The following is a 7364-nucleotide window of genomic DNA, read 5'->3' on the forward strand; positions in this document are numbered from 1 at the left end:
CAGGCAGGCAATCAAACCAGCGATAGCTCCGCGCTCGTGGACTTCTATGGGTTGAATGCCGCGGAGAGCTACACGGCAGTTCTGTTGCGCACGGTGAATGGAGTCTCTTCCGACGTTGGCGGATCGAGTTCGCTCAACGGCAATACTATCGAGAACGTCAACCTCGCCTGGACCAACTTGAAGGCGACGGAGCCTTTCGATAATTATGTGCTGACAGCCGAAAGCGGCAATGCTGTCAACAACGCTGTCAGCGGCAACGGCATTGTCGGAACCGGCTACAACGACACATTCTTTGCAACTTTGGGCACTGACATCTATAACGGTGGCGGAGGCACAACCATTGTTTCGGGAGAACGTGTCTGGAGCAGCACAGGAGGTCTGGATATCGTTGACTACAAGCTGGCTGGAAGCACCGCCATCAAGGTCGATCTCTCGCTGGCAACAGCGCAGAACACGGGCTTTGGCACGCACACCTTCGTGAACATCGAGGGCATTGCAGGCAGCTCCGGCAACGATACCTTCACCGATAACTCCGCCGATAACTACTTCGAGGGCCGTGGTGGCAATGACACCTTCAACCTCGTCAACGGCGGTAACGACACCCTGATGTACAAGTTGCTCAACTCCAGCAACCCCACCGGCGGCAACGGCTCCGACATTGTCAACGGCTTTACCGTCGGTACCTGGGAGGCCACTCCCAATGCCGACCGTATCGACCTCGGCGAGTTGCTCCAGGGCTACACGCCGACCGTCAACGGTCAGTATGCCGCCCAGTACATCAACGGCGTCGCCACCATCGCCTCCGGTGACCGTATCGCCAACTACCTCAAGGTCGAGGTCTCCGGGGATAACACCCTCGTCGAAATCGATCGCTCCGGTAGCGGCGCCAACTACTCCACGCTCTTGACCCTCAATGGCGTGCACACCGACCTCGCCACCCTCCTGGCGAACCATCAGATCACCCTCGTCTGATAAGAGGCCGCCACCGGTTCTGCCCTCAACAGAACCGGTCGCCCGGCTACCAAACGCTCTTGCGCCCGGATATTCACTTCAATGGATATCCTCGCAAGAGCGTTTTGCTTTTCATTCTCTGAAATGAGAATGTTTGTGAATACCAAATTGCAAACAATCCTTATAAATGCCGAATATCCCATGGGCGAACATTGATATATCGGCACTTTTCAATTGGCATCGAGTCACATATCACAAAATTCCCTGAGCTTGATTGGCTTTCATCTGGGGAAATGCCATCCAAAGGGAGTCATTTGACAACAATTGATCTGCTTTTCGGGAGTTGATCTGTTTTGTCGTAAAGCAAGAAATCCCAATATCCAGAAAAACATAATGAACGGTTGTGCAAGGGCGCGCCGGATATTCGCTTTCCTTATTTGAATTAGTGAATATTTGAGTGTGCTTGTGCTTTTTTAAAGAGATTGCATATTTTTTGCGTGCAATATTTGGTGAATTGGCGAAGGGGTATGAGAAATAATTCCAAGCGTTCAGAAATGCCTGAAACGCCTGTTGGGCAAAAGAAGGCCGCGTCGCTGCATGCAGTGTCCCTGTCTCTGGCATTGATCTCGGCATGGCCCTGGCTGCAAACATCCGCGAACGCCCAGGCCGTCGGATCGCCGGGACCGGCCCCCGCCGCCATGGAGGCTCCCAAAAAAGTGGAAACCGAGGGCGCGGTGCCCTCTGTCAGCACGCCCATACCGTCCTCGGAACGCCGCCTCGCGCCCAGCAGCCTTGCGCGCGAGGTCGATGCGCCCAGGCCGAGAAACGCTGGCGCGGAAGCACCGCCGGGCACTGGCGTCCTGCCGATGGCGCGCGCCGTCCAGTTGGCGGTCCAGCAGCATCCATCCATTACCGACGCGGTGGCAACGCTTGCCCAGCAGACGGCGGGTGTCGACTATGCGCGCGCCGGCTACTATCCAAAGCTCAGCGTGGGCTTTGGCGGCGGGTCCAGCAACGGAAGCACGGGCAACAATACGATCGCCCAGGCTTCGGCCTCGCAGATGCTGTACGACTTCGGCAAGGTGGACAACCAGGTCAGCCGCAGCCAGGCGCTGGTGCGCCGCCAGCAGGCCGTTGTGCTCAAGCAGATCGACGTCATCACGCGGCAGACGGCCGAGGCGGTGCTGATGGTCCACCGGTATCAGGCGCTGACCGAGATCGCCAGAGGTCAGGTGGATGCCGTCGAGAGCGTGCTGGAGCTTGCCAACCTGCGCGCCCATGCCGGTCTGAGCACCAAGGCGGATCCCATTCAGGCGCAGGCTCGCGTGCAGGGCGCGCATGCCTATCTGGGGCAGATGTCCGCCGAGCTGGCGCAGTGGCGGCAGAAGCTGCGCACCTTGGTGGGCAGCGCGGGCGCGCGCCGCGTCGAAGTGCTCCCCGGGATTGAGCACGACACGCTCTGGATGACTTCGGACCCCGAGTTCCAGTTGCTGCCGGACGTCCTGATGGTGCAGGCCGAGCGCCAGGCCGCCAAGGCGCAGCTTGCGTCGGCGCGCGCTGCGAAGTGGCCCACCATCACACTGGATGCGACCGGCAACAAAGCCATGAGCGGCGTCAACCCGAACACCTATGAACGCCGGGGAACCTATCACTCCCTGAACGTGAATTTCAGCGTGCCGCTGTATCAGGGCGGCGCGCTGGATGCGCAGATCAGCGCAGCCGCGGCCGACGAGGCCGCCACCCGCGAACGCATTGAAACCGCGCTGCTGCAGGCGGGCGATCAGGCCCGCGCCTGGCGCGAGCTGGTGCTGGGAGCCCAGGGCCGCCTGGAAGACGTGGAAAACCGCCGCAAGAGCATTCTTTCCGTGCGCGACCTCTACCGTGAGCAGTACCAGTTGGGGACTCGCTCGATTCTGGATCTGCTCAATGCCGAGCAGGAAATTCACCAGGCGGAAGCCGACGCGCAAGGCCTCATCCACGACCTGTGGCAGTACCGGCTGGAGTTCATCACGGCAACCGGCCGGTTGAGGGAGTTCTTCGGCCTGAACAACACGATGGTTCAGGGCATGGAGCTGCTTCCATGATGGCACGTGCTGCGGTCAGCCCTGTCACGCGAGATTGCTTTTCAAGATGCCGGACACGCCAGCGCGCGGGTGCGGACAGGAGTTGACTAGAGATGGATTTGCCTAAAGAGTACACGACATGGCTTGACGCCATGTTGACGGTCAGCCGTCATTACGGCATGGGGGCGTCGGCCGAGAACGCACGCGTGGCGCTGGCGTGGGAGCGGGGAACGCCGCTCGATTCGCTGCTCGAAATCATGGCGCGGCAGCTCGGCCTGAGCCTGCGCCTCGCGCGGTTCGACAAGTCCATGCTGGATGCGTGGCGGCTGCCTCTGGTGGTCGAATTCTCCGACGGACGCGTGGGCGTGGTGCGCACGATCAACGCCCAGAAGAAGGCCAGCGTGGCGTTCAGCGGAGAGATGGGCGCGGAGACCCTGATCGACGGAGCCGACCTTGCCAAGCAGGTGGTGCGCGTGGCCTTGTTGCGGCCGCTCGCCGAGATTCCGGATGCGCGCGTTGACGAATACATCAAGCCGTGGCGGCCCAGCTGGTTCTGGAAAATCGTGCTGCGGGACTGGCCGCGCTACGGGGACGTGTTCCTCGCGTCGCTGGTGGCCAACATCCTGGCGCTCTCGGGCATGATGTTTTCCATGCAGGTCTATGACCGCGTGGTGCCCTCGCAGTCGGAGGCCACGCTCTGGGTCCTGTTCGGCGGTGTGATGCTGGCCATCACCTTCGAGTTCATGCTGCGCATGTCGCGCTCATACATCATCGATGTCATGGGCAAGCGTGCCGACCTGCAGATATCGGATGTTGTCTTCGGGCGCGCCCTGCGGCTGCGCAACGACGTGCGGCCGCGTTCCACCGGCAGCTTCATCGCCCAGATCCGCGAGATCGACCAGGTGCGCGACCTGCTCACCTCCACGACGGTGAGCGCGGCCGCGGACCTGCCATTCTTTCTGCTGTTTCTCGGTGTTCTCTGGCTGGTGGGCGGCTCGCTGGCGTGGGTTCCCGTCGCGGCGCTGCCGCTATTGATCGTGCCCGGCCTTCTCGCGCAGCGGCCTCTGGCACGCCTTGCGAACGCGGGCATGCGCGAATCCGCGCTGCGCAACGCCATGCTGGTGGAGGCGGTCCAGGGCATGGATGACATCAAGTCGCTGCGCGCCGAACCGCGCTTCCAGAACCGCTGGAATCACGTGAACATGGTGTCCGCGGACATCGGCATGCGCCAGAGGCTTCTGACCGGCTTCCTGATGACCTGGACCCAGGAGCTCCAGGGCATCGTCTTCGCCATGGTGCTGCTGGTGGGCAGCTACCGCGTGATGACCGGCGACATGACGACCGGCGCCCTCGTGGGAAGTTCCATCCTCGCGTCGCGCATGATTGCGCCGATCGCCCAGATCGCCAGCCTGCTGGCGCGCTGGCAGCAGGCCAAGGTGGCCCGCGACGGCCTGAACAAGCTGATGGACCGCCCGGTGGACGTGCCGGAGGACGCGCGCCGCGTGCATGTGGCGTATCTGCATGGAGAGTTCAAGACCTCGGGCGTGCGTTTCCAGTATTCCGAGGAGGCCAAGCGGCCCGCGCTCGAACTGCCGAACCTGCGGATCCAGCCTGGAGAGAAGATCGCCGTTCTCGGGCGCATGGGCGCGGGCAAGTCAACGCTGCTCCAACTGCTGGCCGGCATGTACAAGCCCACGGCCGGAAGCATCACGCTCGACGGACTCGACCTCTCGCTGATCGACCCGCCCGACGTGCGCCGCGACGTGGGTCTCCTGGCGCAGAACTCCAACCTGTTTCACGGCACCATCCGCGAGAACCTGGTCATGGGCCGGCCCACGGCGACCGACGCGGAACTGCTCGAAGCATTGCGGCTGGCCGGTGGCCTGAACGTGGTTCAGGGCCGTCCCGAGGGCCTGGACGAAACCATTCAGGAAGGCGGGCTCGGCCTGTCCGGCGGACAGCGCCAGGCGCTGCTGCTGGCGCGCACCATCGTCCGCCAGCCTTCGGTGCTGCTGCTCGATGAGCCGACGGCCCACTTCGACGAAGTGACGGAGCATCAAGTCATCGAGTCGCTGACCCCCTGGCTCGCGCCGCGCACCCTGGTGGTTGCAACCCACCGGATGCAGGTGCTGCAGTGGGTCGACCGCATCATCATCATCGACGGCGGCCGCGTGGTCATGGACGGACCGAAGAAGCACGTATTGGGAGAACTGACAAATGGCAAGGCATGACGCGGAACGAACAGGGGAGCGGTCAGAGCCGGTGCTTTCTCCAGCGAACGCAGTGACGGCGCCGCAGGCGGCAGGCGCTGGCGCGGGAAATCCGGCTTCGGCCGCGCAGGCCGCGCCGAAGACCATATCGGTGCAGCAGCGCGGAGCGGGAGGCGCCGCAGCGCCCAAGGGTGTAGCCGTCAACGTCACTCGTGGCGCAGGGGGGCCCAAGCTCAAGCCCGCGCCGCTGCCGGTCAGTTCGCCATCGTCCAAGGTCAAGATGCCGCCGACCACGCTGGTGGTGTGGATCATCGCCGCATTGCTGGGCGCCTTCGTCGTGTGGGCGGCGAACTTCGAGCTGGCGGAGGTGTCCACGGGCACTGGCAAGGTGGTTCCCTCGTCCCATGAGCAGGTGATCCAGTCGCTGGAGGGCGGTATCCTGGTCGAACTGCTGGTCCGGGAGGGCGACATCGTCGAGGCCGGACAGATCCTGGCGCAGCTCGACCGAACCAAGAGCGAAGCCACCGTGCAGGAAAGCATTGCACGGCAGCGGGCCGCGCAGGCGACAGCCGCGCGCCTCATCGCCGAAGTGAACGGAACGCCGCTGAAATTTCCCGACGATGTCGTGGCCGACCCGAATCTCGTGCGTACGGAGACGGCGCTCTACAACTCGAGGCGCGAGGCGCTCGCCGGCACGCTCTCCGGCTTGAACGAGGCGCTGATGCTCGTGCGCAAGGAACTGTCGCTCACCGAACCGCTGGTCGCGCGCGGCGCCGCCAGCGACGTCGAGGTGCTGCGGCTCAAGCGCCAGGCCAACGACCTGGAGACGCGCATCGCGGAAGCGCGCAGCCAGTATCTGGTGAAGGCCCGCGAGGATCTCGCCAAGGCCAACGCGGAAATCGAATCACTGCGCCAGGTCACGCGCGGACGCGCCGACTCGCTCACGCGGCTGACCTTCACCTCACCGGTTCGCGGCGTGGTCAAGGATATTTCGGTGACGACCATCGGCGGCGTGATCCCTCCCAACGGCAAGCTGATGGAGATCGTGCCGCTCGATGAAAAGCTGCTGGTCGAGGCGAGAATCTCTCCGCGTGACGTGGCGTTCATCCATCCAGGGCAGGCCGCCACGGTCAAGATCACCGCCTATGACTATTCCATCTATGGCGGCCTTCCCGCGCATGTGGCGACCATCTCGCCCGACACCATCCAGGACGACGTCAAGCGCGACCAGTATTACTACCGCGTCTTCATACGTACCGAGGCGGATCATCTGAAACGTGGCGACAAGGTATTCCCCATCAGTCCCGGCATGATTGCCACGGTGGAAATCCATACAGGCAGCAAAACAGTCCTGCAATACCTGATCAAGCCGTTCAACAAGGGCCGCGAGGCGTTCCGGGAGCGTTGACCCGATATGCGGACGCCGCGCGCGGCAGGCATTGCCATGCCGATGCGCGGCACGCCCCGCGCAGGCGCGCGGCGGCAGCACATGAGCCAAACTGGCGGATACTTGCCGTATCCTTTTCCTGACCAGTGACTCAGCATCATGTCCGCCTCCAACGCCAGCATCCTGCCCGTCGAGCTCTCCAAATCCTACCGCCTGCTCAATCATGGCCCCACCGTCCTGGTATCGGCCCGCCATGGCGGGGTGGACAACGTCATGGCGGCAGCCTGGGCCTGCGCGCTGGATTTCGCGCCGCCCAAGTTGAGCGTCGTTCTCGACAAATCCACGCGCACCCGGCAACTGGTGGATCGAAGCGGATGGTTTGCCATCCAGGTGCCCACGCTCAAGCAGGCGAGGCTTGTGCATGAAGTGGGAACGCACAGCGCAGTGGATGATCCGGGCAAGCTCGAGAGAGCGGGCGTTGCGTGGTTTGAGCAGCCGGGCTTCGACCTGCCTTTCGTGGCTGGCTGTTCGGCCTGGATGGCCTGCAGGCTGATCCCGGAGCCTCACAACCAGAACACCTACGATCTCTACATCGCCGAGATCGTGGGCGCATGGGCCGACTCGCGCGTGTTCCGCGACGGCCATTGGCGCTTCGAACACGCGCCCTCCGATCTGCGGAGCCTGCATTACGTCGCCGGAGGGCATTTCTACGCCATCGGCGATGCGGTGGACGTCACTCCATAAGAACGTGTT

The 7364-nt window shown here is 63.0% G+C and carries 6 protein-coding genes; 5 read left to right on the forward strand and 1 reads right to left on the reverse strand.

The genetic code is table 11. The annotated features are described in order from the left end of the window. Positions 1–972, forward strand: a 972-nt coding sequence (locus ABWP92_RS15440; RefSeq protein ID WP_353236287.1) for a type I secretion C-terminal target domain-containing protein, incomplete at its 5' end; no start/stop codon positions are given. 231 nt (positions 973–1203) lie between these two features. On the opposite strand, the gene ABWP92_RS15445 is transcribed toward ABWP92_RS15440, so the two are convergent. Next, positions 1204–1602: a hypothetical protein gene (locus ABWP92_RS15445; RefSeq protein WP_353236288.1), complete on the reverse strand. Its 399-nt coding sequence runs from the start codon at positions 1600–1602 to the stop codon at positions 1204–1206. A gap of 47 nt (positions 1603–1649) precedes the next feature. Here ABWP92_RS15445 and ABWP92_RS15450 point away from each other — a divergent pair, with 47 nt between their 5' ends. The 4 genes from ABWP92_RS15450 (at position 1650) to ABWP92_RS15465 (ending at position 7355) form a co-directional block, all read left to right on the forward strand. Beyond that, positions 1650–3035, forward strand: coding sequence for a TolC family outer membrane protein (locus ABWP92_RS15450; protein ID WP_353236289.1), 1386 nt, complete (start codon positions 1650–1652; stop codon positions 3033–3035). Between the two features lie 92 nt (positions 3036–3127). Continuing rightward, positions 3128–5245, forward strand: coding sequence for a type I secretion system permease/ATPase (locus ABWP92_RS15455; RefSeq protein WP_353236290.1), 2118 nt, complete (start codon positions 3128–3130; stop codon positions 5243–5245). Between the two features lie 259 nt (positions 5246–5504). Beyond that, positions 5505–6632, forward strand: coding sequence for an HlyD family type I secretion periplasmic adaptor subunit (locus ABWP92_RS15460; protein WP_353236292.1), 1128 nt, complete (start codon positions 5505–5507; stop codon positions 6630–6632). 138 nt (positions 6633–6770) lie between these two features. Continuing rightward, positions 6771–7355, forward strand: a complete 585-nt coding sequence (locus tag ABWP92_RS15465; RefSeq protein WP_353236291.1) for a flavin reductase family protein — start codon at positions 6771–6773, stop codon at positions 7353–7355. Positions 7356–7364: the final 9 nt, after the last annotated feature.

It is taken from the genome of Diaphorobacter ruginosibacter, from assembly GCF_040396215.1.
Lineage (GTDB): Bacteria > Pseudomonadota > Gammaproteobacteria > Burkholderiales > Burkholderiaceae_C > Diaphorobacter_A > Diaphorobacter_A ruginosibacter_A.

Coding starts and splice junctions, on each gene's coding strand:
- ABWP92_RS15445 (WP_353236288.1), bottom strand. CDS start 1,602: ATGTTTGCAGCCAGGGCCATGCCGAGATCAATGCCAGAGACAGGGACA.
- ABWP92_RS15460 (WP_353236292.1), top strand. CDS start 5,505: ATGCCGCCGACCACGCTGGTGGTGTGGATCATCGCCGCATTGCTGGGC.
- ABWP92_RS15450 (WP_353236289.1), top strand. CDS start 1,650: ATGGAGGCTCCCAAAAAAGTGGAAACCGAGGGCGCGGTGCCCTCTGTC.
- ABWP92_RS15465 (WP_353236291.1), top strand. CDS start 6,771: ATGTCCGCCTCCAACGCCAGCATCCTGCCCGTCGAGCTCTCCAAATCC.
- ABWP92_RS15455 (WP_353236290.1), top strand. CDS start 3,128: ATGGATTTGCCTAAAGAGTACACGACATGGCTTGACGCCATGTTGACG.